The organism is Aeromonas piscicola (assembly GCF_000820005.1).
Taxonomy (GTDB): domain Bacteria; phylum Pseudomonadota; class Gammaproteobacteria; order Enterobacterales; family Aeromonadaceae; genus Aeromonas; species Aeromonas piscicola.
In genome coordinates this window covers 1-25,718 of record NZ_CDBL01000055.1, presented here as the reverse complement: position 1 = coordinate 25,718, position 25,718 = coordinate 1, and the positions used below count along the sequence as shown (strand labels likewise).

At 60.1% G+C, this 25,718-nt stretch carries 17 protein-coding genes; 4 read left to right on the top strand and 13 right to left on the bottom strand.

What is annotated here, in order from left to right:
* Positions 1 to 96: 96 nt before the first annotated feature.
* Positions 97 to 1,761, top strand: coding sequence for an asparagine synthase B (gene asnB / locus BN1128_RS13445; protein WP_042869594.1), 1,665 nt, complete (start codon positions 97 to 99; stop codon positions 1,759 to 1,761).
* Between the two features lie 128 nt (positions 1,762 to 1,889).
* Here the strand turns inward: asnB and BN1128_RS13440 are convergent, their stop codons facing one another.
* Positions 1,890 to 3,386 carry a C69 family dipeptidase gene (locus BN1128_RS13440; protein ID WP_042869593.1) on the bottom strand — a complete coding sequence of 499 codons (1,497 nt, stop codon included), beginning with the start codon at positions 3,384 to 3,386 and terminating at the stop codon, positions 1,890 to 1,892.
* 876 nt (positions 3,387 to 4,262) lie between these two features.
* Between BN1128_RS13440 and BN1128_RS13435 the strand changes: the two genes are divergently transcribed.
* A complete protein-coding gene (locus BN1128_RS13435) occupies positions 4,263 to 4,763 on the top strand; it encodes a thioredoxin family protein (protein WP_042869591.1) in 501 nt (166 codons plus the stop codon).
* A gap of 98 nt (positions 4,764 to 4,861) precedes the next feature.
* Here BN1128_RS13435 and maiA read toward each other — a convergent pair whose 3' ends face one another.
* From maiA to BN1128_RS13405, 6 genes are all read right to left on the bottom strand, one after another.
* Complete coding sequence (gene maiA / locus BN1128_RS13430; protein WP_042869589.1) at positions 4,862 to 5,500, bottom strand: maleylacetoacetate isomerase; 639 nt, start codon at positions 5,498 to 5,500, stop codon at positions 4,862 to 4,864.
* 73 nt (positions 5,501 to 5,573) lie between these two features.
* Positions 5,574 to 6,572 carry a fumarylacetoacetate hydrolase family protein gene (locus BN1128_RS13425; protein WP_042869587.1) on the bottom strand — a complete coding sequence of 333 codons (999 nt, stop codon included), beginning with the start codon at positions 6,570 to 6,572 and terminating at the stop codon, positions 5,574 to 5,576.
* A gap of 8 nt (positions 6,573 to 6,580) precedes the next feature.
* The gene (locus BN1128_RS13420; RefSeq protein WP_042869585.1) at positions 6,581 to 7,738 is read right to left on the bottom strand and encodes a homogentisate 1,2-dioxygenase; all 1,158 of its coding nucleotides are present in this window, start codon (positions 7,736 to 7,738) and stop codon (positions 6,581 to 6,583) included.
* Positions 7,731 to 8,843, bottom strand: coding sequence for a 4-hydroxyphenylpyruvate dioxygenase (gene hppD / locus BN1128_RS13415; RefSeq protein ID WP_042869583.1), 1,113 nt, complete (start codon positions 8,841 to 8,843; stop codon positions 7,731 to 7,733). Before hppD ends, BN1128_RS13420 begins: the two co-directional genes overlap by 8 nt.
* 258 nt (positions 8,844 to 9,101) lie before the next feature.
* Complete coding sequence (locus tag BN1128_RS13410) at positions 9,102 to 9,770, bottom strand: HAD family hydrolase (protein WP_042869581.1); 669 nt, start codon at positions 9,768 to 9,770, stop codon at positions 9,102 to 9,104.
* Entirely contained in the window at positions 9,767 to 10,426 is a 660-nt protein-coding gene (locus BN1128_RS13405; protein ID WP_042869579.1) for a TIGR01621 family pseudouridine synthase, read from the bottom strand. Before BN1128_RS13405 ends, BN1128_RS13410 begins: the two co-directional genes overlap by 4 nt.
* Before the next feature lie 89 nt (positions 10,427 to 10,515).
* Here BN1128_RS13405 and BN1128_RS13400 point away from each other — a divergent pair, with 89 nt between their 5' ends.
* Positions 10,516 to 12,114, top strand: coding sequence for a GGDEF domain-containing protein (locus BN1128_RS13400; RefSeq protein ID WP_042869577.1), 1,599 nt, complete (start codon positions 10,516 to 10,518; stop codon positions 12,112 to 12,114).
* A gap of 79 nt (positions 12,115 to 12,193) precedes the next feature.
* Here the strand turns inward: BN1128_RS13400 and BN1128_RS13395 are convergent, their stop codons facing one another.
* The 4 genes from BN1128_RS13395 to BN1128_RS13380 all read right to left on the bottom strand — a co-directional run bounded on the left by BN1128_RS13395 (position 12,194) and on the right by BN1128_RS13380 (position 19,212).
* A complete protein-coding gene (locus tag BN1128_RS13395) occupies positions 12,194 to 13,747 on the bottom strand; it encodes a methyl-accepting chemotaxis protein (protein WP_042869575.1) in 1,554 nt (517 codons plus the stop codon).
* A gap of 157 nt (positions 13,748 to 13,904) precedes the next feature.
* Positions 13,905 to 14,591, bottom strand: coding sequence for an AcvB/VirJ family lysyl-phosphatidylglycerol hydrolase (locus tag BN1128_RS13390; RefSeq protein WP_042869574.1), 687 nt, complete (start codon positions 14,589 to 14,591; stop codon positions 13,905 to 13,907).
* Between the two features lie 9 nt (positions 14,592 to 14,600).
* Positions 14,601 to 17,150 carry a bifunctional lysylphosphatidylglycerol flippase/synthetase MprF gene (gene mprF, locus BN1128_RS13385; RefSeq protein ID WP_042869566.1) on the bottom strand — a complete coding sequence of 850 codons (2,550 nt, stop codon included), beginning with the start codon at positions 17,148 to 17,150 and terminating at the stop codon, positions 14,601 to 14,603.
* A 436-nt stretch (positions 17,151 to 17,586) separates the two neighbouring features.
* A complete protein-coding gene (locus BN1128_RS13380; protein WP_042869564.1) occupies positions 17,587 to 19,212 on the bottom strand; it encodes an MCR-3-related phosphoethanolamine--lipid A transferase in 1,626 nt (541 codons plus the stop codon).
* A gap of 403 nt (positions 19,213 to 19,615) precedes the next feature.
* Here BN1128_RS13380 and BN1128_RS13375 point away from each other — a divergent pair, with 403 nt between their 5' ends.
* The gene (locus BN1128_RS13375) at positions 19,616 to 20,395 is read left to right on the top strand and encodes a COG4705 family protein (protein WP_042869563.1); all 780 of its coding nucleotides are present in this window, start codon (positions 19,616 to 19,618) and stop codon (positions 20,393 to 20,395) included.
* 293 nt (positions 20,396 to 20,688) lie between these two features.
* Here the strand turns inward: BN1128_RS13375 and BN1128_RS24135 are convergent, their stop codons facing one another.
* Both BN1128_RS24135 and BN1128_RS13365 read right to left on the bottom strand, forming a co-directional pair.
* Positions 20,689 to 24,723 carry an ATP-binding protein gene (locus tag BN1128_RS24135; RefSeq protein WP_052445523.1) on the bottom strand — a complete coding sequence of 1,345 codons (4,035 nt, stop codon included), beginning with the start codon at positions 24,721 to 24,723 and terminating at the stop codon, positions 20,689 to 20,691.
* Positions 24,720 to 25,718, bottom strand: a 999-nt coding sequence (locus BN1128_RS13365; protein WP_042869561.1) for an HD domain-containing phosphohydrolase, incomplete at its 5' end; no start/stop codon positions are given. The genes BN1128_RS13365 and BN1128_RS24135, both read right to left, overlap by 4 nt.

Here is a 25,718-nt window from a genome sequence, read left to right as displayed (position 1 = left end):
GTTTTTGCGCTAGGCATTGTGATTGACGAGGAATGTAAATGGAATTTCGAGCCCGTATGTGGGGGGCTCCTATAAAAATCAAGAGGATTACCGCCAATGTGTTCTATTTTCGGCATTCTGGACATCAAATCCGATGCAGCAGCCTTGCGCAAATCGGCGCTGGAGATGTCCAAGCGATTGCGTCACCGCGGGCCTGACTGGTCCGGCGTCTACAGCACAGACAAAGCCATACTGGTGCACGAGCGCCTGGCCATCGTCGATCCGGGCAATGGCGCCCAGCCGCTCTACAACCCGGAGCGCACTCACGTATTGGCCGTCAACGGCGAGATCTACAACCACAAGGAACTCGAGAAGAACCTCAAGGTCGACTTCCAGTTCCAGACCCACTCCGACTGCGAGGTGCTGCTGGCACTCTACAAGGAGAAGGGCCCCGCCTTTTTGGACGATCTCAACGGCATCTTCGCCTTCATCCTCTATGACGCAGAACAGGATGCCTACCTGATTGGTCGTGACCACATGGGGATCATCCCCCTCTATACCGGCCGCGACGAGCACGGCAACTTCTATGTCGCCTCCGAGATGAAAGCCCTGGTGCCTGTGTGCAAGAGCGTCGAAACCTTCCCGCCGGGACATTACCTGTGGAGCAAGGATGGCGAGCTTAAACAGTGGTACAAGCGTGACTGGATGGAGTACGGTGCGGTCGAGCACAAGGTCAGCGACCGGGCTGAACTGAAAGCCGCGCTGGAAGCGGCCGTCAAACGCCAGCTGATGTGTGACGTGCCCTATGGCGTGCTGCTCTCCGGCGGACTGGATTCGTCCGTCATCTCCGCCATCACCAAGATCTATGCCGCCCGCCGGGTGGAAGATAATGGCAAGAGCGAGGCCTGGTGGCCCCAGCTGCACTCCTTCGCAGTCGGCCTGGAAGGCTCGCCGGATCTCGCCGCCGCCCGCAAGGTGGCCGATCACCTCGGCACCATCCACCATCAGATCCACTTCACAGTGCAAGAGGGGCTGGATGCCCTGCGGGACGTCATCTATCACCTCGAGACCTATGACGTCACCACCATCCGCGCCTCTACCCCCATGTACCTGATGGCCCGTTACATCAAGGCGATGGGCATCAAGATGGTGCTCTCCGGTGAAGGTTCCGACGAGCTGTTCGGTGGCTACCTCTACTTCCACAAGGCGCCCAACGCCAAAGAGTTCCACGAAGAGAACGTGCGCAAGCTCGCTTCCCTGCACCTCTATGACTGCCTGCGGGCCAACAAGTCCATGGCCGCCTGGGGCGTGGAAGGCCGCGTGCCCTTCCTCGACAAGGAGTTCATGGACGTGGCGATGCGCCTCAACCCCGCCGACAAGATGTGCGGCAACGGCAAGATCGAGAAACACATTCTACGCGAAGCATTCGAGGAGCTGTTGCCCCACGAAGTGGCCTGGCGCCAGAAGGAGCAGTTCTCCGACGGCGTGGGTTACTCTTGGATTGACAGCCTCAAAGCCATGGTCGAGACCGAAGTGACGGACCAGATGTTCGAGGCGGCGGAGTTCCGCTTCCCCGTCAACACCCCGCTCACCAAGGAGGCCTATTTTTATCGCGCCATCTTCGACGAGCACTTCCCGCTGGAGTCAGCCGCCCGCACCGTGCCCTACGGCAAGTCGGTCGCCTGCTCTACTCCGACCGCATTGGAGTGGGATGCCAAGTTCAAAGAGATGGCCGACCCCTCCGGTCGCGCCGTGATGGACGTCCACCAGCAGAGTTACTGACAGGCTGACGGACAGCCTGTAGGCCTAGCTGCCAACATCATAAAAGCCCCTCACGAGGGGCTTTTATTTTTGGCCATTCCGATGGCGCTCGTCAGCTCAGCTGGCCGATGTTGCCATGTTGAGCGGCATCAATCCTTTTTCGCCTTGTTGGCGAAGAAGATATCGGCCTGAATATCCTGGGTGCGTACCGTGAAGATCTGGTTGGTCAGATCGTCGGTCAGCGTTTCGGCCTCCTTCATCACCCGCAGATTGAAGTCGTTGAGCATGCTGTTGGCGGCGGCCTTGTCACTCTTCACCGTTTTCAGATACTTGGCCTCCATCTCTTTCTGCTCGTTGGCGATCTTCGCCTCCCAGCTCTGGTATGCCTGCTTCACCATGGGAGCCAATTTGGGGTAATCGGTCATCACCAGGGTCTGCAGCTTGCGATATTTCCAGTAGATGGAGTCGCTGTCGGCCTTGTCGCTGCCCAGAGCATAGTGCGCCGGATAGGCCTCCAGACCGCTGTAGTAGGGAACGAAAGCGGTCAAATCCGCCATGCCGAGGCCCACATAGGTCACCTCCCCCACTTCACGCGGCATCCAGGGGCGTACCTGCATCACGTGGGACTCGTAGGTGCGAAACACGCTGATGGGGCGCCACGGCTCCTGACCGTTCAACCCCTTGCTGTAGGGATCGTGCTCGGTGCCGTCATAGTGATTGCGCAGCACTGCCTTGACCTCCTCCAGCGTCATCTTCTTCTCGGGGGTCAAGGTGACCGGGAACTGGCGACCGGCATCCACCGCCTGCTTGAGCGAGGGGTTGAACATCTGCTGGATGGTCCAGACTCGCGGATCGTTATAGCTGCGATCCCGCTCGTCATCGCGGGTATAGGCTTTCGAGAAGTTGAATGCCCCCTCCTTTTGCGGATGGTAGAGCCCCTTCTCGGTGGCAAATTCGATCAGATTTTTCGAGCCCATCATGTCGGCACTGGCAGGATCGTACTGCTGCAGGCGACCCTGATTGCCAGAAGCAAAATACTGGTCCTTGGGCAGACGCTGCGCCATCCAGTGGTGGCCGGTGGCTGTCTCCAGATACCAGAGCTCGTTGTCATCCACCACGGCGACGCCAAATCCCTCCCCCGCGCCGATAGTCTCGATGATGTTGCCAAGCAGGACGACCGCCTCGCGGGCCGAGGTGGCGCGCGACAGCAGCACATCGGGAATATCATCCTCGGTGATCCCCTTATCCTCGACATAGGGATCGAAGGCGAGCGCCTCGGGCGAAGCAAAGATAGACTCGGTGCCGCTCACCCCCACCCCTTTCTCATTGAAACCTGTGGCGCCGTGCAGCTGGGTCTTCCAGTTCGGTACCGTGGTATAGCGCAGGGAGTTTTTCGGCAAGGGATAGCTGAAATCATTGGCGCCGTTGTGGGCCTTGGAACTATGAACGCCGCTCTGCCCCTGCTTCGCCGGATGGATCACAAAATGCTGAGCTTTCAGGGCATCGCTGTCGGCGCTGCGGGCCACCATCATGGAGCCATCGGCGCTGGCCTCGCTGCCAACCAGCAGGGTGGTACAGGCGAATGCCGATGAGAAGAGAGCAAAGTTGATGGAGAGTGCGACGACGCACTTCTTGAAGGAATGCATGATATCTCCTTGTTGCAAAATTAACGTGCAATGCCCCTTCCCATCTAGTGATGAATATAGCTGACAGGGTGACACGCTCGATAAACCTGAATGCCATGAGACACGTCGACGGGTTATCAATACCGCTAACTGTTTATGCCCATGACAATTTCCAAAGGAAGGTAAGTTCTCGATACGCAACCGATTCGAATCTGTTATTAATGAGAGGATACTAGGTTTTATCGACTAACATAAACGTGATAACAGGCTCAAAACTCCAATAATATATAAACTATCAATTTAAAATATCCGTACAAGCAACCAACACAGCGCAAGCATGACACTTCCCGGCACTCGCCAAGGAGTGAACTGAACCACACCTGCATCACCAACACAGATGGAACCTCAGCAAAACAATATTTTATATATGGGTTCGGTCACATATACAGAGATATGAAATCCACCTTTATCGCCAGCGTGACGGGTATTATTTCCCATGGCGCTGAATACAAGCATGCACATGACGGCCGCTTATTATTCGCCGTTTTCCCGCATCAATATCTCAGGGGGCGGATTCTGTATTCCACTCTCCCCATTTCACTCCCTGAAACAGCCAGCGGATAACTCGCAGCCAGCCGACTGGATGCAAACCTGCGATCGCCCCACGTTGACGAAAATGACCGGCATAGCATCGTAGCGACAGCCTTTATGGCTTCCTGACCCGTCTCGTCAAACCGCCCGGGTTGCCAACACAGTCACACCGGCAAAGATCCTTTTCTGACCCATCATTCCCATTTTTCGCATATGCCCTGCCACTCTTGCCGCTTGGCGAAGGGGCTCGCTCATGTCACATTGTTCCGGCTTGGAAGCAACGAATGACAACACAAGGAGAAAAGGATGAAACGACTGCTATTGCCGCTGCTGCTTGGCACGGCCCTGTTCCATGGCGAGGCGTACAGCGCCGGCCATCTCTGGGCCAAGGCTCTGCCCGATTACAGTCAGGGGTATGACGAGCAGCGGGATCCGGCGCAGGATCTGGCCTCCGCCACCGCCAAAGCCAGTGCCGAGGGCAAGAAGGTCCTGCTGCTGGTGGGCGGAGAATGGTGCAGCTGGTGCAAGGAGATGAACCACTTCCTGGACCGGGAGCCAACCCTTGCCAGTCAGTTCAACCAGACCTTCGTGGTGGTCAAGGTGAACGTCAGCAAGGCGAACAAGAACGAGCCCTTCCTGAAACGCTACCCCGAGTACCTGGGGGTGCCCCACTTCTACGTGCTGGATGCCAAAGGCAAGCTGCTGGAGTCTTTCAACACCGGGCTGCTTGAGAAGGGAAAGAGCTACGACGAGGTGAAATTCGGCAAGTTTATCGCCTTCTTCCAGCCACCATCTGAACGCAGCTGAGTTGCCTCGACTCATACCATACCGTCATCGCCCCGCACTGTTGGAGACAAGGGGGCGGGGCGATGGGTTTCAAAAAACGCTTTCGAGTCAGTCAAATATCAAGGCTGCGCATCCGGCTGATTGGCGGGGGCGGCCTTGATAAAGGCCTGCAGCTGCTCGCAGTTGGCGACGATGCGGGCGATGGTGGGGTACTCATCCAGGGTCATGTCGTAGCGGCGGGCGTTGTAGACCTGGGGCACCAGCATGCAGTCGGCCAGGGTCACCTCGTTGCCGACGCAATAGACGCCTGCCGTGGTCATCAACAAGGGTTCGAGTACCCTGAAGGTCTCGTCAATCCAGTGGCGATACCAGGAATCGCGCTGCGCCTTGCCCAGCCCCAGCTCCTGCTCCAGATAGTTGAGCACCCGCAGGTTGTCGAGCGGGTGCGTGTCGCAGGCGATCATGTTGACTATCTGGCGCACCCTGGCTCGCGCCTGGGCGGCCGAGGGCATCAGCGGATAGGCGGGATAGGTCTCGTCGAGGTACTCCATGATGGCAACCGACTGACCGAACTGCACATCCCCGTCGATGAGGAAGGGCACCAGCCCCTGGGGGTTGATGCGATGATAGGCCTTCTCGCGCTGCTCGCCCTGCCGCAGGTTGACCGGGTGATACTCATAATCGAGCCCCTTGAGCTGCATGACTATCCGTACCCGATAACTTGCCGATGAACGCCAATATCCAAACAACTGCAACATAATCTGTCCCTGTGTTGGCAGGTGCAAGGGCACCTGCCGCTCACCAGTCGGCCCTGTGCCCGCACTGGCTCCTTCACGTCATCTGGCTGACATCCTGTTGCGTGACTTTTTGCAAAATGGTGCCAAACAGACTCATCCCGTTGCGATCCTGCATCGCGATGGACACTGTATCACCAAAGCGCAGAAAGGGTGTAGTGGCTTGACCTGCCTCGATAATTTCCAACATGCGCAGCTCGGCGAGGCAGGAGGACCCGGCACTGCGGTCATAGTTGGAGACAGTCCCCGAGCCTATGATGCAGCCCGCCCCGAGCGGCCGGGTTTTGGCTGCGTGGGCGACCAGCTCATGGAAGTTGAAGGTCATGTCCACCCCGGCATTGGGCGCGCCGAACAGGGCACCGTTGAGATGGGTTTCCAGCGGCAGATGCACCTTGCCATCCTGCCAGTCGCAGCCCAGCTCGTCCGGGGTGATGGCCACCGGCGAGAAGGCGCTCGACGGTTTGGACTGGAAGAAGCCAAAACCCTTGGCCAGCTCGCCCGGGATGAGGTTGCGCAAACTCACGTCGTTCACCAGCATCAGCAGCTTGACGTGGGCGGCGGCTGCCTGCGGGCTCGTCCCCATGGGTACGTCATCCGTAATGATGGCCACTTCCGACTCGAAATCGATACCCCACTCCTCCGAGCCCATCACGATGGGGCCACGGGGGGCCAGAAAGCAATCCGAGCCGCCCTGGTAGATCAGGGGATCGTGCCAGAAGCTTTCCGGCATCTCGGCGCCGCGGGCCTTGCGCACCAGCTCCACATGGTTGACGTAGGCGCTGCCGTCGGCCCACTGGTAGGCACGGGGCAAGGGCGAGAGACACTCGCTCTCATCAAACGGGAAGGCATCGGCACAGGTGCCATCGTTGAGGGTCTGATAGACGGCGGCAAGGTGCGGGGCCGTTTGTGCCCACTCATCCAGCGCCGCCTGCAGGGTGGGGGCGATGGATGGCACCCGCACTGCACGGCTCAAATCCCGGCTGACCACCACCAGGGCGCCATCGCGCTTGCCATTGTTCAAGGTTGCAAGTTTCATAAAAATCCTTATTTGCCAGTGGCAGTCGAAAGTTCGGGACGCTGCCAGCTGCTGACGTAGCGCGGGTTTTCCACCCCTTCGCACAGGCCGCCAACATTGAGCGCATCGCGGGTATCCAGCATCACGGCCACCTCGTCGGTGAACTTCTTGGCATAGGCCTGCCCCGCCGCAAACGCCTTGGGATGGGGGCCGTGGGTGAAACCGGCGGGGTGGAAAGTGACCATGCCCCGCTCAATATTGTCCCGGCTGAAGAAGTCCCCGGCATGGTAGAAGAGCACTTCGTCGTAGTCGTCATTGCTGTGATAGAAGGGCACCTTGAGGGCGCCGGGGTCGCTCTCTATGGGGCGCGGCACGAAAGTGCAGATCACAAACCGGCTCGCCACGAAGGTGGAGTGGGCCGAGGGCGGCAAGTGGTAGCGGTGGCTCATCAACGGGCGAATGTCGCGCCAGTTGAGGCGCACCACGCACAAATCCCCGTGCCAGCCCTGGGCATCCAGCGGATTGAAGGGCCAGGTGATGACGGAGACCTGGTTGTGGCGCTTGACCTGCAGCGACCAGGGATTCTCATCCTGCTGGGCCAGAAAGCGTTCATTGATGGCAGGCACATCCAGCGCCGCCGGATCGAAGATGGCGTGATTGCCCACCAGCCCCTTGTCCGGCAGCTGATAGCTGTCGTTAGTCGCCTCTATCATCAAAATGAACATGGGCGCCGTGGGCTCGATGCGCCACATGGTGCCACGGGGGATCACCACATAGTCACCGTCCCGCAAGGTCAGGTGGCCGTAGTCGCAATAAAACTCGCCACTGCCCTCGTGGATGAACAGCAGCTCGTCGCCGTCGGCGTTGCGCACCAGAAACGGCATAGGCTCGTGCAAACGCCACATCCGGTAGCGGCAGTGAGCATTGTGCAGAATATCCGGCATCACCCAGGGGGAGAGGGAACTAACCTCCTCCTGCAGACCGTTCAAGTCAAACGCCCTCGGCCGCAGCGGCCCTTCCCAGTTGGTCCAGTCAGTGGGAGCATGCTTGTGGTGCATATGGGTGGCGGGGCCGAAGAAGCCGGCCCGCCCCAGTTCGCGCTCATAGATGGCCTGCTCTGGCAGATCGGCATGAGCCTGACGGGAGTGGGTCCCCTCCCGATGGGGAAAGCTTATCCAGTTACGCATCGCTGGGTTCTCCATGCAGCACACCACGGCGGATCTGGTCCAGTTCAATGGATTCGAACAGTGCCTGGAAATTGCCCTCGCCAAACCCTTCATTGCCCTTGCGCTGAATGATCTCGAAGAACACCGGGCCTATGACGGTGTCGGTGAAGATCTGCAGCAGTATGCCGTCCTTGGTGGGAGAACCATCGATGAGGATCTGCAGATCCTTGAGGGAGGCCAGATTTTCCTGATGGCCCTCGACCCGGCTGTTGACCTTCTCGTAGTAGGTGTCCGGGGTCGGCATAAAACCGGTACCACGGCCACGCAGGGTGCGTATGGTCTGGTAGATGTCACTGGAAGCGAGCGCTATGTGCTGGATCCCCTCCCCCTTGTACTGACGCAGGTACTCCTCAATCTGGGACTTGTCATCGGAGGATTCGTTGATGGGGATGCGAATTTTGCCGCAGGGGGCCGTCATGGCACGGGAGTGCAGGCCGGTGAGCTTGCCTTCGATGTCGAAGTAGCGAATCTCCCGGAAGTTGCCGATCCGCTCATAGAAGTTCGACCAGACATCCATGTTGCCGCGCTGGACGTTGTGGGTCAGGTGATCTATCTCGTAGAGCCCCGCATCCACCTCGGCCATTCGCGCCTGCCAGTCGGGGTAAAATACAAAATCCACCTCATAGATGGAGCCCTTGTCGCCGTAGCGGTCGACAAACGACAGCGTGCTCTCACCTATGCCATAGATGGCGGGAATGTTGAGCTCCATGGGCCCTATCTTGCCGACGAAGGGCTTGGCTCCCTTGGTGATGGCGTATTGCTGGGCCTTGCCCGCATCCGCCACCCGAAATGCCATGCCGCACACGCTGGGCCCATGCAGGCTGGCGAACTGCTCCGCCTGGGAGTGGGGCTCGGCATTGACCACGAAGTTGATGTCGCCCTGGCGGTAGAGCCAGCACTGCTTGTGCTTGTGCTCTGCCACTTCGGCAAAGCCCAGCGAGACAAACAACGCCTTGAGGGCGGCTATGCCTTTGGCATCCGGCGCCGTGTACTCGACGAATTCGAAACCATCGGTGCCAAGGGGATTGATGGTATGGGAACGGGAAGAGGAGGAAGTGGTCGTCATGATGCGCTCCTTGCAATGTGCTGATGACTGAAAGTGGTTAAAGCGGTTTGACCTGGGGCGACGGCCTGACCGTCGATCCCGTCAAACAGGCCTTGTTAACAACTTGTTTCATTAGATGCAGGTGTGCGGCAGAAGAGAAGAGGCGGGTTTCAGATAGTTTCTCGGGGTCCGCCACCAAAAGATGTAAATAGATTGTGACATTCAAGCCGTAGCCTTGCGGATCGCCCCATGGCGACCCGCAGGGCTGTCAGCTTTGCCTTACAGTCGCCACTGTTTGGGCACTATGTGGGGCAAGCGCGCCTGCGCCTTTTGCAGACGAAGTGGGGTGGGATTGATGAGCCAGGCCTCTGCGCCCTGCGCCAGCAGCGGCAGATCGTGCAGGCTGTCACTCAGGGCCAGCGTCACAGTGAGGGCGCGGACCTCGGGCAGTATCTTGTGCTGACCGTGGCAGTAAAAGCGCGGCATCAAGCCGCCCAAGCGGTAGTGCATCCGCGAGCCCAGGGTGCGATGGGGCAGCGTGCCGGGCAGTTGCTGATAGAGCTGACCGCGCACCAGGGCGCGGGGGCTGGCGGAGATCACCCAGCAGCGCTCGTGCACGTCCGCCAGCAAGGCGCGCGCCTCGCGAAACAGGCCGGGCCGGGTGCGGCAATAGGCCCGCACCAGTTTGCGCCAGCCCAGGGGCGAAAGCCCCAGGGTGATGGCCCACCAGATCAGCGAAATCCCCCGCCTGCGCTGGCTTGGCACAAGGTAGACCAGGCCACCCAGCGCGATCACCGGCAGCAGCAACAGCGGCCAGAGCCGGCGACGCAATATGTAACGCAGCAGGCCGGCGTGGCTGTCGCCCGGGGCCAGGGTGTCGTCAAAATCCGCCAGGATCCAGCCGCTGACGGGCACCGGGTTCTCCGGCAGCGCCTTAGCGCCGCTCATTCGCTCAATCCTGCGATGGCGGCATTCAGCTCGGGGCTGAGAAACATCTCACCCTCATCGGGAGGACAGATAAAATCAAACGCTTCGTCTGCCAGGGTGAAACTCAGGCGCCAGGCGTGCAGGTAGCCGCGATCGGCTGCCGTGCCGCCGTAGCGCTCATCCCCCAGAATGGGTGCCCCTATGCTTTTGAGGGCAACCCGGATCTGGTGGGTCTTGCCGGTCTGGGGTTTGATGCGGTAGAGCCGCAAGCCCTCGCGTACCGGCACAGAGTCGAACCAGCTGATGGCGGGGTTGTCCAGGCTGCGCGCCAGCATCCAGCTACCACCACGCCCTTTCTGCATGTCCCCCTTGACCCAGCCCTGCTTTTTCTTGGGCTTGCGATCGGAGAGGGCCAGATACTGCTTGCTCACCTGCCGATCCGCAAACGCCATGCTGAGCGCCCGGTTCGCCGTCGTGGTGCGTGCCAGCAACACCAGCCCGGAGGTCATTTTGTCGAGCCGATGGACGGGATAGAGGGCAAACCCTGTGTCGGCCTTGACCCGATTGACCAGGCCCGGATTGACCAGACCGGACTCGTCGGTTTCGTCATGCATGCCAAGGCCGGGTCCCTTGTTGATCACCATGAAATCTTTGTGCTGCGCTAGTATCCGGTACATCAATAACCCTTTAGAATGTGTTTCATTACAAGAATATGACCCTCTCAAGGGGTCGCACCCCATGAACACTCAGAACAAGACTCGCACGGATGAAGAGATACTTGCTTTGGTTGCTGCTGATTGGCGTCAGTCATGCCATTCCCCTACGGGCCAGCGAATCCCCGCTTGAAGCGCCGGAACGCGTGGTGCTCCAGCTGCGATGGCTGCACCAACCCCAGTTTGTGGGCTACCACATGGCCAAGGCCAAGGGCTTCTATGCCAAGGCAGGACTGGACGTGGAGATAAGGCCGGGTGGCAAGGGGATCAGCCCGGTGGAGGAGGTACAAAGCGGTCGCGCCGACTTTGGCGTGGGCAACACCGAGGTGCTGACCTCCTATGCCAAGGGCACGCCCTTGCTGGCGCTCGCCTGCGTCTTTCAGCACTCCCCGTCCATCTTCCTGGCCCGCCGTGACAGCGGCATTCTCACCGTTGATGGCATGCGTGGCAAACGGATCATGATGTTTTCCGCCCATCAGGACGCCGAGTTGCTGGCAACCCTTTACTATCAGGGCCTCAATGAGAACCAGCTCACCCCGCTCCAGACTTCGGTCAATATCGAGGATCTCATCGAGGGCCGGGTCGATATCTTCAACGCCTATCTCAGCAACGAGCCCTTCTATCTGGAAGAACGCGGCATCCCCGTCTCCGTCATCAACCCGCGCAATTACGGCATCGACTTCTACAGCGACATACTGTTCACCACTCAGGCGCAGGAGCAGGCCCACCCGGACCGGGTCGCGCGTTTTCGCGCCGCCAGTCTCGAGGGGTGGCGCTATGCCCTCGCCCACCCCCAGGAGGCCATCGCCCTGCTGCGCAAGAAGTACGGCGTCAACCGCAGTCAGGCCCACATGGAGTACGAGCTGCAGGTGAGCAAGGAGATGATCCAGCCGCTCTATGTGGAGATCGGGTATATGAACCCGGATCGCGTCACCCACATCATGCAGCAGCTGGCCGAGATCGGCCTCATTCCGAAGCCGGTGCCGCTGACCGGCTTTCTCTACCAGGCCCCCTCCGAGCAATGGGTCTTCTGGCGCCCCTGGTTTTTGCTGAGTCTGGCGGCCTGCGCGCTGATCCTGCTGCTGGCTGTCTACCTGCTGGTGTGCAACAAGCGCCTCAATCGCGAGATTGCCCTGCGCCAGCAGCGGGAAGAGGAGATATTGCAGCTGGCACGGCGAGATCCCCTCACCGGCCTGCCCAACCGCCTGAGCCTGATGGAGCGGCTGGAGGCGCAGATCATGAGCCCCAACCCCGGCTGTCTGCTGTTTTGCGATCTCAACAACTTCAAGCAGGTCAATGACGGCTTTGGCCACAGCCACGGGGACGCCATCCTCTGCCAGCTGGCAGAGCGGATCACCCGCAGCCTCGACCACCAGCACTTCTTCGCCAGGCTGGCCGGTGACGAGTTCGTGCTCTTGCTGCCCGATCAGGATCTGGGCGAAGCCGAGACCATAGCCGAGGTGATCAGGATGGCCATGGCTCAGCCTTTTCAGGTCAACGAGCATCTGCTGGCGGTCGGCATCAGCGTCGGGATCAGTCAATACCAGCCGGGGTGGCGCGCCGAGCAGTGGCTGATCCACGCCGATCGCGCCATGTACAACGACAAGGGGATCGAGCTGGCCCCCGCCAGATATCAAGCTCTGCCTGACTGACGCGTCAGACGCGCTCCAACGCCACAAGGCCACCCCGCGGGGTGGCCTTGTGGTTACAGCACCAAGGGCGCAGGCAGACTTAGCCGAAGGTCTGCCCCAAGGATTTGAGCTGTCTGGCCTTGGTCAGCAGGATCTCGCTCGACTCATCCACATCCTGCATCTTGTTGCTGTTGGCGTGGGAGTGCTGGGAGATGAGGTTGACGTTCTGGCTGATGTTTTCGACTACCGCCTGTTGCTGTTCCGCCGCCGCCGAAATCTGGGCCGAGAAATCCATCACCAGCTCAATCTCGGCCAGCACCTGATGCAGGCTGCCGGAGCCCTGCCGGGTCATTTCCACGCAGGCCTGGGTCTGTTGCAGGTTGTTCTGCATCATGCCCTTCCAGCCATTCAGGGTGCGCTGGATCTGCCCTATGCTGCTCTGGATCTGCTCGGTCGCCTTGTGGGTCCGGGTCGACAGGGTACGCACCTCGTCCGCCACCACCGCAAAGCCTCGCCCCTGTTCACCCGCCCTGGCCGCTTCGATGGCGGCGTTGAGCGCCAGCAGGTTGGTCTGATCGGCGATGCCCTGGATCTCCCCCATCAAGACCCCGATACGATCCGATTCACTGGCCAACGCCACCGCCGAGGCAAACGCATGCTCAGCCTCCTTCGCCAGCTCGGTTATCTTGCCCTCTGTGTCGAGCAGCTGCTTGTCAGTGTGCTGGCAGTGAGCCTTGGCCTGGGCGATCTGGCTGTTGGTATCCTGGATGTTGCGAGCTATCTCCTGCGCCGTGCTCGCCATCTCGGTAATAGCCGCTGCCATCTGCTGGGTCTGGGCATCCTGCTCGGCAATGTCCGAGCTGGCCTCGCTGGAGGCGCTCTTCAGGTGCACCGCCAGATCCTGCAGGGCGTGGGTGGCATCATCCACCCGCCCCAGCACGGTCCGGATGCGGGCCTGCAACAGCTTGATGTGAAAATCGGCGATGGCGCTCGGCTCCTGCCCCGAATAGATGAGCCGGGTCAGGCTGTCATACTCCTCGGCCAGCTGCTGCAAGTAGCGCGGGGTGGTGATGAGCTCGTGGCGATAGAGCAGGCCCAGCAGCACCAGCGGCAGCGCCATATAGAGCGGCGCCCAGGAGCCAAGCTGCACGGCCCCCAGCCAGGCCAGCGCCAGCAGCCCAGCCCCTGCGACCCCGTGGCGCAGCCGTGACAGGGAGAGACGAGGCTTGCGACCCCCTTGTTCGGCGGCGAGCAGGCGGACATAAGTCCTGGCGGCAATGTCCTTCATCTGCGGATCGGCGCGGCAGCGTACCGACTGATAGCCACTTATCTTGCCCTGCTCGAAGATGGGGGTGACATAGGCATCGACCCAATAGTAGCGGCCATCCTGGCAACGGTTCTTCACCATGCCGCGCCATGGCTGGCCCTGCTTGAGCTTGCCCCACAGATCGGCAAAGGCGGCCTTGGGCATGTCGGGGTGGCGCACCATGTTGTGGTGCTGGCCCACCAGTTCGGCGCGGCTGTAACCGGCCACCTGGCAGAAATGATCGTTGGCATAGGTGATCACCCCCTGCAGATCCGTGGTGGAGACCAGCTGTTCATCGGCAGGGAAATCCACTTCCTGATCAACAAGATGGGTCTTTTGTTCACGCATATCGCACTCCCTTCTGAGCCATTGCTCAACAAAGTGTTGGGAAGTGGTCAGACCCTGTAAAGGGCGGCGTGAGCAGAGTGTGACAAGGGATACCTAAACAACATTTAGCAGGAAGAGTGGCCAAACTTGAGCTAGCGCTCCCCGCCGGGTCCGACCATCACGGCAAGGAGAGGTGACTGGTGATGGCCTTGAACAGCACCGGATAATCATCCTCGAAATGGTGCGAGCCGGGCAGGGTCACAGTGGTCACGTTGGGCTGCTGCAACCGGGGGCAGAGCCGCACCGGAGAGTCGTCATCCGCCCCCTGCATGCAGAGCATGGGCAGGGTGTGGATGGCATTGACCTCGGGCTGGGTGGGGTAACTGCCCGCCTTGTCGTGCGCCACCATGTCGCTGACATGGATCTCGAAATCGGAGGCAGTCGAGGGGGAGAGCATCACGGCCCCCACCAGGCTCTTGCGGTAGGGCTCGGGCAACCGATTGATGACGAAGGGTACTATCTCGGCCCCGAAGGAGAAGCCCACCAGCAGCCAGCGCTGACGCCCCCAGCGGGACTGGTAATCCGCCAGCACGCGCACCAGATCGGCGGTGACCTGCTGCGGATCCTTCTTCTTCCAGTAGTAGGTAAGCGAGCTCCAGCCCACCACCGGCATGCCGTGTTGCTGAAACTGGGCGCTCAACCCCTTGTCGAGCGCCGCCCAGCCACCATCCCCGCTGAGAAACACCACCATGGGCGCCGCCGAGGCTTGTGCCACCGGCAGCTCCACCAGACCCAGATCCTCTTTCACCGACGCGGCAAAGAGCGGAAATGCACAGCACGCCAGCAGCAATAACAGGGCTCTCATGGCCGACTCCTATTTCTTTATCAGCCCGAACGGGCCTCGGCTTATCAGGGGAATCAAGTTGGTCAGGGTTCTGGGCAGCACCAATTTGCCGGTGCAGAGCAGATAACGGGGCTCCCAGCGCGGGGAGAACTTCTCCTTGTAGCGTCTGAGCCCCTGGAAATTGTAGAAACGGCTGCCACGGGTAAAGATGGTGTTGCCAAGCCGGGTCCAGTAACCGCTCAAGGGATGGTCGTTGAAGCCGGACATGGGCGCCATGCCGAGGTTGAAACTGGCATAGCCCTCGGCCTTGCCCCACAGCAGCAGCTCGACAAACAGGAAGTCCATGATGGGCGCCGTGCCCGTATCCAGGCTGTAGCGCATCAGATCGATGGAGAGGCTCTCCTTGTTGTCGCTGACCCAGAGGTTGGCGAAACCGACTATCTGCCCACTGTGTCGCACCAGCGCCGCCGGGCTCAGGCTGAGGTAGTCTGGCTCGAAACTGCCGACCGAGAAGCCCTTCTCCTTGCCCTGCTTGCTCTGCAGCCAGGTATCGGAGACCTCCTTCAACCTGGGCAGCAGCGCCGGTACCTGATCTGCCGCCACCACCTCGAACGACAGTCCCTCCCGCTTGCCCTTGGCATGGCTCTGGCGCAGGTTGCGCAGCCGGCTGCCGGCTAAGTCGAAGCCCGGCAGATCGACGATGGCCTCCTCCCCCAGCTTGAACGGGATCAGCCCCAGTTCGAGATAGAGCGGCAGGTAGCGGGCCGACACCTGGTAGAACACCGGGCTGGCATCGTGCTGATCGCACAACTCCCGAAACTGCCACAGCAGCTCCTCGATAAGCTCGGGCTGACCGATAGGATCCCCCATCACGATCCAGCCATTCCCCTCGACGCCATACATGAGAAACGCCTCGCCGCCGGGGTGAAACAGCAGCGACTTGTCGCCAAGCTGAGCCAGGTAGCCATGGCCGCCCCCTTCGCGCACCACCAGCGCCTGGGCCCGGGCCAACTCCTCCGGCTCCGGCTTGCGACCCGAGACCCGCAGCGGCGCCAGCAGTTGCGCCACCCCGACCACGGCCAGCACAGCCACCACGCTGCCCATGGCCCGTAAACCACGGGAGGCGGCACCATGGGGCGAGAAATGGAACCAGAGGGCGTGGTCATACTCCACCTGGCGGTAGGAGAAGAGCAGCAGCCACAGCGCCCCCAGCAGCACGGCTCCCACCGAGATGAGCCAACCCGGGGTGAACTGGGCGTGGAGCAGGGAGCCCTTGCGATAGAACAGGGCGCGACAGGGGGTGATGATGAGCAAAAACAGCCCGAGCAGCAGGGCCGACTCCCAGTCAAACCCCTTGAGCAGGGAGAAGACCATCCCCAGCGCCAGCAGCAGCTGGGTAATGCGAAACGCGGCATCGTGGCGCCGGTAGAGGCTGCGCGCCAGCAGGATCAGCAACACGCCGCTGACGCTGCCAAGCACATGGGAGAGCTCCAGCAGGTGCAGCGGCAATACCTGCAAGAGGATCTCGATGCGCCCGCGCATGGTGGGGATCATGCCCGAACAGAGCAGCAGGCTGCCCGCCGCAAAGGCGCCCAGGCTGATCAGCGCCGGCAGGAACTCGCGCACCGCCGCCATTATGCCCTGCAGGCGGCTCCAACGGGCCCGCTGCTGCAACAGCTCCTGGCTGGTAAACAGCAGCAGGGCACAGAGGAAGGGCAGCACGTAATAGATGCAGCGATAGAGCAGCAGGGAAGCCAGCAGCTTGTCCACTGGCAGATACTTGGCGAGCAGCAGGCTCATGCTCGCCTCGAACACCCCGATCCCGCCAGGCACATGGGCCAGCACCCCGAGGAAACTGGCCAGCACGAAGGCGCTGAGCAGCACGGGATAGGGGACGCTGTCCGTCGGCAGCAGCACATAGAGCACGGCGGCGGCCGCCATCCAGTCCAGCAGCGCCACCAGCAGTTGCAGCAGTCGCGTCCTGAACACCGGCAGCACCAGTTGGTGGCCGCGCCAGGCCAGCGCAGGTTTTGGCCAGAACAGGTAGGTCAGCACGACCAGCAGCCCCATCCCCCCCGTCAGATTGAGCAGCCGATCGGCCCACAGCGGCCAGCTCGGCAACAGGGTGGAGGCCTGCCCCACCAGCAGGGCGCTGCCCCCCCAGGCCAGTAGGCCGAGGAAGAAGGTGACGGAGCAGAAGACGATGACCCGAGCCACCTCCCCGGTGCCGAGCCCGAGCGAGGAGTAGATGCGATAGCGCACCGACGAACCGGTCAGCAGGGCAAACCCCAGGGTATTGGAGAAGGTGTAGGCGATGAAGGAGGTGACCCCGACCTGCTGCCAGGGCAGGCGCTTGCCGAGGGCATGCACCGCCAGCATGTCATAACAGCAGAGACAGGCATAGCTGAGCAGCGTCAGCAACAGGGCCCCGCCCAACAGCGGCATCGGCAAGGACCAGATGGCCAGCCGGATATCGTGCCAGTGCCAGAGGTGAGTTAGACGATAGAGGACGGCCAGTGCCGCCCCCAACAACAACAAGCTACATAACGGGCCTAACCAGGTGAACAGATGACGCCGCATTGCCAATTCCTACCGACGCGGATCATGGCTGCCCGCATCATGTTGCTGAAAACTGCCGCCAACGACGGGGAATGCCCCGTGCCTTGACCTTTGATTGACCACGCTGCGAGCCCGCGACCGGCATATGGCACATGCAATATGTGCCCAGCCCCATCACGCGAACCCGGTTTGTCATGGCATCCCACTTTATATCGACTTTTTTGGAAAAGACGAGCCTTGGCAAAAGAATAAATTACTCAGGCGCGGGCAGATTAATTCGCCTGCAATGAGATGGCTTGCTCCCCGTGAACAGCCCCGCTTTCACTGGCGAATAAACGGCCAACAGGCTCATCATACACGCGGCCGAAAAAACGACCAGCAGGTACACACAGCAACCATGGTCTGGCCGCACCCAAATAAAAAAGGGAGCCAGGCTCCCCTTTTTATCGTTGGTTCATTATTGAACCGTTCGACACTGGCTGAACATGTCCAGCTGCTTGTCATATACCACCGTATCGACATCCCATATGCCCAGCACGGACGAGAATAAATTATCGTGAGAGTAGCGAGTGCTGGCCGCATTTTGCTGCAGGCAATCGAGATTGACCCCCTTGTCCCGGGAAAAACCGGGCGACATCCACACCTGCATGGGCACCCTGGTCTGATCGTCCGGGGCAAATTTATAGGGCGTGCCGTGCAGATAAAGACCCAGGGCCCCCAATGATTCACCATGGTCCGAAATATAAACCAGCACAGTATTGTATTTGTCTTCGTATTTCTTCAGCTTGTCGATCATGCTGGCGACCACGTAATCGGTATAACGTATGGTGTTGTCGTAGGTATTTTCCAGCTCCTGATCGGTGCAATTCTCGATATCGCTGCGCTGGCAGTCCGGCAGGAAATGGCGATGGGAACCTGGATAGCGTTTGTAATAGGTAGGCCCATGGCTGCCAATCAGATGGAAACCCACCAGCTTGTCCCCTTTCATGGCGGCCAGTTCATCATCCAGCCCTTCCAGCACCACTTCGTCATAGCAGGTGTTCTTGTCGCAGAATTTGGGGTGATCCTGCGGTTTCACCACCATGTTGGGCACCCGATCACAGACCCCCTTGCAACCGCCGTCGTTCTCTTTCCAGAAGATGGAAATGCCGCTCTTTTGCAGCACATCCAGCAAGCCTTCGCTGTTGCGCGCCACATTGCCATCAAACTCGTTGCGCCCCATGTTGGAGAACATGCAGGGCACAGAGACAGCCGTCGCCGTGCCGCAGGAGCGCACATCGTTGAAGGAGATGATCCCCGCCTGCTTGCTGGTGAAGGGATTGGTCTCCTTGTGATAGCCGTTCATGGAGAAGTTCTTGCCGCGGGCCGTCTCCCCCACCACCAGGAACATCATGGTCGGTTTGCCGGCCTTGCTCACCCGTTTGGCATCATCCCCCATGCGCTTGAAGGGGATGGGTTCGGCCAGATAGCGTTTGTAGAGATATTTGGTGGTGCTGTACATGTAGTTGGCCGGGACTATCTCCCGATTCAGGGTCTGGTTGTTGCGACCGACCGAAGCGTAATCCTGATAATAAGCGGCGGCTATCAGCCCCAATACCAGCAGTGATGCCAGCATGGAGAGCCCCCGTTGCAGCAGACCCTGATACCATTTCGCCGGATACTCGATCTTGATGAAAAACAGCAGCACGGCGGGCAAGACCCCGGCCAGCAGCACCCAGCTGACAAGAGGTATGCTCAGGTAGGAGTGAGCCTCGCTCTGGTTGGTTTCAAAGATGTTCTGGATCATGTCGCCATCAAACAACACCCGATATTTCATCATGGTGTAGCTGGCGATGGCCCCCGTGATAAACAGGAAGGCAAAGAAAGGCTTGATGAAATAACGTACGGAAAAGGGCATGAATACAAAGTTCAGGGCCGCAATCAATACGATGGGAATGGAAATGGCAAACCCAATCTTGACGTGTTCAAGTTGGCTCAATATTTCATAGAAATGCAGCAAAACTGACCAGTTGAGCAGAAAGGCAAAGAGGAATGCCAACAGAAAAACAAACGGAACAATTCTTATTTTAAGAAAAGAAGGCATATATATCTCCCTATTACACTTCTTTATTACACCGTTAAAATACTTATTTATGTGGGTGTTTAAATATTTGGCGCCGAATGGTAACAGAGCCATGAAGACACCGGGCAGGATATTTTCAGACACCCCTGATAATGTGAGTCATGTCAATAATCACCACAAAAGATGCAGGCTACCCCACAATACTTAAGGGAAAATTAAGCAGATCATGATAAATGACCGCTCAAAAAAAGAGCACCCCATCGCCATGGATATGCAAAAAGGCACCCTGCCATTAGTGAGGGCTGCGCCGCCCGTGATAAAAAGAGTGATGAGCCCCCTGCGTCTTAACACTTGCTTAAGACTTCTCGGCGACGCTGTGCCCTGACGAGTCCTCGTCGAACGGCATCAGCGAGAGAGGGTTAACATGCATAGCAACAGCAACGCAGCCATCAGCAAGGTGCCAGAGATCACCCTGGCATTCTGGGTCATCAAAATTCTGGCAACCACCCTGGGAGAGACCGGTGGCGACGCCGTCTCCATGTCGATGGATCTCGGTTATCTGGTGGGAACGGCGATCTTTGCCGTCATTTTCTTTGTGTCGGTCAGCGCCCAAATCGCGGCGACCTCCTATAAACCCGTGCTTTACTGGACCACCATCATAGCCACCACCACGGTCGGTACCACGCTCGCAGACTTTGCCGATCGCTCGCTTGGGCTCGGTTATGCCGGCGGCTCCACCCTGCTGTTCCTGCTGCTGATAGGTTCCTTCTTCACCTGGTACAAGTTTCAGGGCAACATCTCCACCGGCAGCGTCACCACACCCGGCACCGAGATGTTCTACTGGATCACCATCATGTTCTCCCAAACCCTGGGAACGGCGCTGGGTGACTGGACCGCGGATGAAGCCGGCTTTGGCTATGCAGGCAGTGCCGTGCTGTTTGGCGGCATGCTGTTAGCCATAGTGGCAACCTACTACCTGACCCGGGCATCGCGTACCCTGCTGTTCTGGGCCGCTTTCATCCTGACCAGGCCGCTGGGCGCAGTCATCGGCGACTTCCTGGACAAGCCGCTGAGCAAGGGAGGGCTGGAGCTGAGCCGTTATTCCGCCTCCTTCACCCTGCTGGCAGCCATCGCCGTACTGGTGCTGATCTCGACCATCCAGCACAGGCGCCTGGCCAATGCCGAGATCGATATAGAGCAATAACCCCTGCCACCGGCTGGCGGTGGGATTGGTACTGCTCTGGCGGACAGGTTCGCCCCCGGCACCTGACAACGGATGAAAAGCCAAATCACAGGCAGCAAAAAGCCCCAGACAACGCGGTTGACTGGGGTTTCTCTGAAGATAATTCCCAAGGGGGTTACCTGATGGCAATTCTCACCGATACCTGGACCCGTCACATCAAAGCCCCTTGCTCATGCTGGAATCACTGGTTTGACGCTACACATGCATGAGGTACACCGAGGTCATGTGAAAACGCTACTGGCTCGCCGCCATCTTCACCAGCTGGATGGCAAAGATTGCAACAAGTGCAAGGCATGATCAAACTCGAACTCGTTGACCGCCTGGCTGACCTCTTGAAACGCAGTCCACTGCGGCGATGAACTAGCGGCCAGGTCAGCCTGTATCTGCTGACAGAGCGCCAACGCCTGCGCATCACTCTGTGCCAACAACTCGCCCAGTTGCCGCAGTTGCACAGCCAGGGTCTCAGCATCGATGACATAAGCGTGCTCGCTGGCGAGCGTCACTGGCTGCGACACCCGCTCGGCATGCAAGGCGGTAAGCAGTGGCACCAGTTCTGCCATCAGGGCTGGCAGGCTGGTTGCGACCCCTGAGTCATTCCCCTCTTCACAGGCTCGCTCGAGCAGCGCCGCCTGCTCCGCCACACCGGTCGCCCCTATGGTGCTGGCACTGCCCTTGAGGGTGTGAGCCAGACGCCGGGCCGTGACCTTGTCATCCGACGCCCACGCCGAGTGGAAACTGGCTGAAAACCCCTGCTGCCCCTGCCAGAAGCGCTGCAACATATTGCGGTAGAGCGCACTGTCGCCCCCCATAACGGCCATGCCCCGCAGCACGTCAAGGCCGGGCACGCCCTGCCAAGGGGTCGCATCGTCTGGCACCTGCGACTTGGTGGCGACAGCCAGCGGTCTGGCTGGCTTGATCCAGTGCGAGAGAGTCGCCAGCAACAGCGGCATATTCAGGGGTTTGGCGATGTGGTCGTTCATGCCTGCCGCCAGCGCCTTCTCTTTATCCCCGGCCATGGTGCTGGCGGTCATGGCGATTATGGGGATCCCGGCCAGCGCCGGATCGGCACGGATCAACCGGGTCGCGGCATACCCGTCCATCACCGGCATCTGGCAATCCATCAGGATGCCGTCAAACCCGCGATCTTGCGCCAGCAGAGCGAGCGCCTGCGCACCATCACAGGCACAGACCAGCGAGATCTGCTCCTTGCCCAGCAGTGCCAGCGCCACCTCCCGGTTCATGTCGTTATCATCCACCAGCAGCAGGCGGGCTCCTGCCAACCCATGGCCGGGCAGCGCCGCCTGATGATGGGGGCAGGCATCAGATAACGCCTCCCGCCCCACGGCATCGCCGCCAAGCGCCTGATACAGTGACTGCGGTGTAAACGGATGGGCCAGCACACCGGTCAGCGCCAGCCCCTGCACGCGGGCATGGCTGGCAACCAGTGCGGGATCACCCGCAGTGATCACCAATATCGCGGGCGGCACTGCCAGCGTGGCAATCTCCTGCAGCACCTCTGGCAACCAGCCATCCCCCTCCTGCCAGCCCAGCACCAATCGATCACAGGGTTTGCCCGCCGCGATGCCTTGATGCAGCAGTGCCAGCGCCGCTGCGGGAGCGTCCGCGCTGACAAGCTCAAGTGGCTGCGCCGCCAGCTGGTGAAGGATGGCCGCTCGCGAGGCTGGGTGAGGTTCCAGCAACAAAAGACGCTGCGGCGCCAGCGGCATGTCCACACGTTGATCTTTCTCATTACCCTTATCCGCCACGGTGGCGAGACGGATACGGAAGTGGAACCCGCTACCCTGCCCCGGTTTGCTCTCCACCCGAATCTCCCCGTCCATCAGCTGCACCAGATTGTGCGTGATGGCCAGGCCAAGGCCGGTGCCGCCATATTTGCGGGTGGTCGAGCTGTCAGCCTGCTCAAACGAGTGAAACAGACGCTGGCACTGCTCCGCCGTCATGCCGATACCGCTATCCTGCACGCTGCCCTGCAGCCAGATCTCGCCATCCCCCTCCTCACTTCGCGCCAGCCGGACGATCACCTCTCCCTGCTCGGTAAACTTGATGGCATTGCTGGTCAGGTTGAGCAGGACCTGGCCGAGCCGCAGGGGATCACCGCGCAAACGCTCAGGCAGATCACCGGCCAGATCGAACAGCAGCGCCAGCCCCTTTTCCCGCGCCCGAAACGCCGTCAGATCAGCCAGCCACTCGAATACCTCGTTGAGCCGGAAATCCACTTGTTCCAGTTGCAGCTTGCCCGCCTCCATCTTGGAGAAGTCGAGGATGTCGTTGAGGATCCCGAGCAGGTTGTTCGCCGCCCTGTCTATCTTGCTCACATAGTTGTGCTGCTCGGGAGAGAGGCTGGTTTGCAGTGCCAGATGGGCCATGCCGATGATGGCATTCATCGGCGTGCGGATCTCATGGCTCATGTTGGCCAAGAATTCGCTCTTGGTTCGGGTCGCATCCTCGGCGATCTGCCGGGCTTCGAGCATGACGGCCTCCGCCTGCTTGCGGTCGCTGAAGTCGAAAATGATCCCGTCCAGATAGGCGGCCTTGCCCTGGGCATCATAGGTGGCGAGCCCGATGGAGTAGACCCAGCGGATCTGGCCCCAGCAATCGAAGATACGGTACTCGTTGATATATTGCCGGTGCCCGGCAATGGCATCAATGGTGTTGCGGTTGCTCAGTTCGAGGTCGTCGGGATGGATCAAGTCACCAAAATCGCGGCTGTTGCCAACGCCGATAAAATCGCTGGCGGGATAGCCGGTCAATTTTTCCGCCTCGTCGCTGACGAACAACATGGTCCAGGGGTGATGAGGGAGGCAGCGATAGACCATGCCCGGCACGTTGCGTACCATGGACTGGATCCGCTGCTCGCTCTCATGCAGTCGTTGGCGATCTGCCGCTATCCGATCATGGGCCTCCCGCATGGCCTGCTCGGCAGCACGGATCGGGGTGATGTCGACCAGGCTGCCGACCGCGCCGCTACGCTCGCTCTCGGCAAGCTCGATCCCCGAGAGAAAATAGAGCATGTCCAGAGGACGGCCATCCGGCAAGAGCAGACGCACTTCATGCTGTGTTCTGGCCTGACTGCCAGCCACCCTCTGCAAGGTGTTGTCCTCATCCACCGCATCCAACCCGGCCAGTTGTGGCAACTCCGCCAGCCGCTTGCCCTCGACTGGCCGGGCGCCACCAAATGCGCTGGTAAAGGCACGATTTACCCCCAGCAAGCGACCCTGATTGTCGGTGTAGAAGAGGGGATGTGGCAGGGTATCGATCAACGCCTGCTGAAAGGCAAACTGCTCGTTGCGCTCGCGAATGCTGCGGCGACGCAACATCCGTCCCTGCCAGAGCAGGGCCGAGACCAGACAGATCAACAGGGCTGTGCCGAACAAGGCCACTCGCCGCCATCCTGACACGGCCTGCTCCACATTGCCCAGCAACAGCAGCGTCCACTGCCCTTTGGTATCGTGCCACTCGATGGGCAAGCGGCTCACCAGATAGCTATCCTTTCCGATCCTCACCTCACTGCCATCGAGTGCAGGCAGGATCACCGGCTGGCGATCCGGTGCAAAGTAGTGTCCATAGAGATGAGAGGCAAAGAGCTGCTGTTGCCTGACGGCAGAGTTCGGCCCCACCACCGCCATTTGCCAGTCGCTCTTGTTGCTGGCCATCACCACCCCATCGGGCGAGACCAGCAAGCCGATGGCATTGCCCCACCCAGCCAGAAAGGTATCGAGCAGCGTCATCTCGTAGCGCGCCACCACCACCCCGGAAATCTCGCTTCCTTGCGCCCGATCGTGAGAGACCGGCGCCGCCACATAGATCATCCGCTTGCCGGTATTGAGGCTGACCCCGGCATCCACCGTTTCCAGCCCCTGGATCCCTTGCCTGAAGTAGGAACGAAACGACACATCCTGCCCGACGACATGCCGGCCGAGCGCATCCCAGTCTCGGACAATCACCCCAGCTTTATTGGTCACAAAGGCATGATTGGCCTTCACCCCTTGCGCCAGCACCTGCAGTGCCTCGCTGGGGCTCAGGTCCCCCCGCTCGAGCAGTGACGACTGCTGGATCTCGCGATTAAGTCGGCCGGCCAGCTGCACCGCCCCCATCCCTTTGCTTGAGAGGGTCAATTGCTGCAGATTATCGCCCTCGCGCTGAATGCGGGTATCCAGCGACTGGCGATAGTCCTGCCGCTCCAGTTCCAAATAGAAAGCATCAACCAGCGTAGCCACCATCAAGGAGAGCAATAGCACGGCGGCAATGTGCCAGAAACGGGATCTCATGGGTTGCGGTATGCTCCGCCGTCCCGCCCGGCGCGCGGTTGCAATATCGGCGCCAGTGCGGCAAAGCCATCCAGCAGGCGGGGATCAAACTGACTGCCTCGCCCTGCCATCATCAGCGCCAGCGCCTCTTCGTGTGAGAAGGGCGGACGATGGGGTCGCTCACTGAGCAGGGCGCCATACACATCGACGATGGCCATCAGGCGCGCAGCCAGCGGGATCGCCTCTCCCGCCAGCCCATCGGGATAACCGGTGCCATCCCAGCGCTCGTGATGATGACGAGCCAGCACCCTGGCGAGGGCAAACCCGGCATGTGGCTCATCGGCACTCTTATCGGTACTGCTGTCTGCTCCCCGGCTCTCTGCGGCGACAGATCCCTCAACCTCCCTCGCAAGCCGGGCGATAGCCGCCTCCCCCCACTCGGGATGGCGGACGATCTGCGCACGCTCTGACGCAGTCAGCGGCGCAGACTTGCACTGGACGGCTTCCGGTACACTCAGCATCCCCACATCCCGCAGCAAAGCGGCCTGACAGAGCAGCTCGACATCGAGCCCGGCCAACGCATCCCGATAGTGCGACTGGTTCGCCAGCTGGCAAACCAGCGCCCTGAGTCTGGATTGGGTGTACAAGGCATGAGATTGAACATCAAGCGCACGCTGCTCGGCAAACGTGGCAAGCAACAAGGCGGCACCCTGTGCGAGGGTGTGGTGAGGCGTTGGTTGCCCGGCATGCTGACACGCCAGCGGATAACGAGATGCCCGCAGTTGATCCGCAGCTCGCTTGAGCATCAGGTGAGTGTCGATGCGTGCCAACAGGATCGGCGGGCTGATGGGTTTGGTGATGTAGTCGGCGGCGCCCAGTGCAAATCCCTGCCGCTCATCCTCGGTTTGCGCCATGGCGGTAAGAAATATCACCGGGATCTCGCTGGTCTGCGGATCGGCTTTCAGCTGACGACACACCTCATGGCCATCCAGATCAGGCATCATGATATCGAGCAG